This is a genomic window from Pseudomonas sp. PME37.24/025 (assembly GCF_055556615.1).
Map to the genome: position 1 here is coordinate 1 of NZ_JBVHNK010000494.1, position 233 is coordinate 233.

The 233-nt window shown below is 63.5% G+C and carries 1 protein-coding gene; it reads right to left on the bottom strand.

All coding sequences use genetic code 11. The features are described 5' to 3' along the window. Positions 1-233, bottom strand: a 233-nt coding sequence (locus ACZ3HH_RS31205) for an immunoglobulin-like domain-containing protein (protein WP_465810607.1), incomplete at both ends; no start/stop codon positions are given.

A 233-nucleotide genomic window follows, 5' to 3' on the forward strand; every position in this document is an offset into this window, starting at 1 on the left:
AGCTTCTCGTAGTTGCCGCCGGTAGCGCCGTCAATTTTGACGCTCAGGGAGCTGCCGCCCGCCAGCGGGCTGTTTGGTGCGACAAAGTTCACGCTGCCGGTGGTTTCGCCGATCGGGATGGTGATGATTTGACCGTTCGACAGGGTCACAACCACCGGCGAACCGGTGACCGGGGCGCTGACGGACGCGGTGTAGACCACGGTTTCGCCTTCGGCGACATTCGCGGTGGCTGT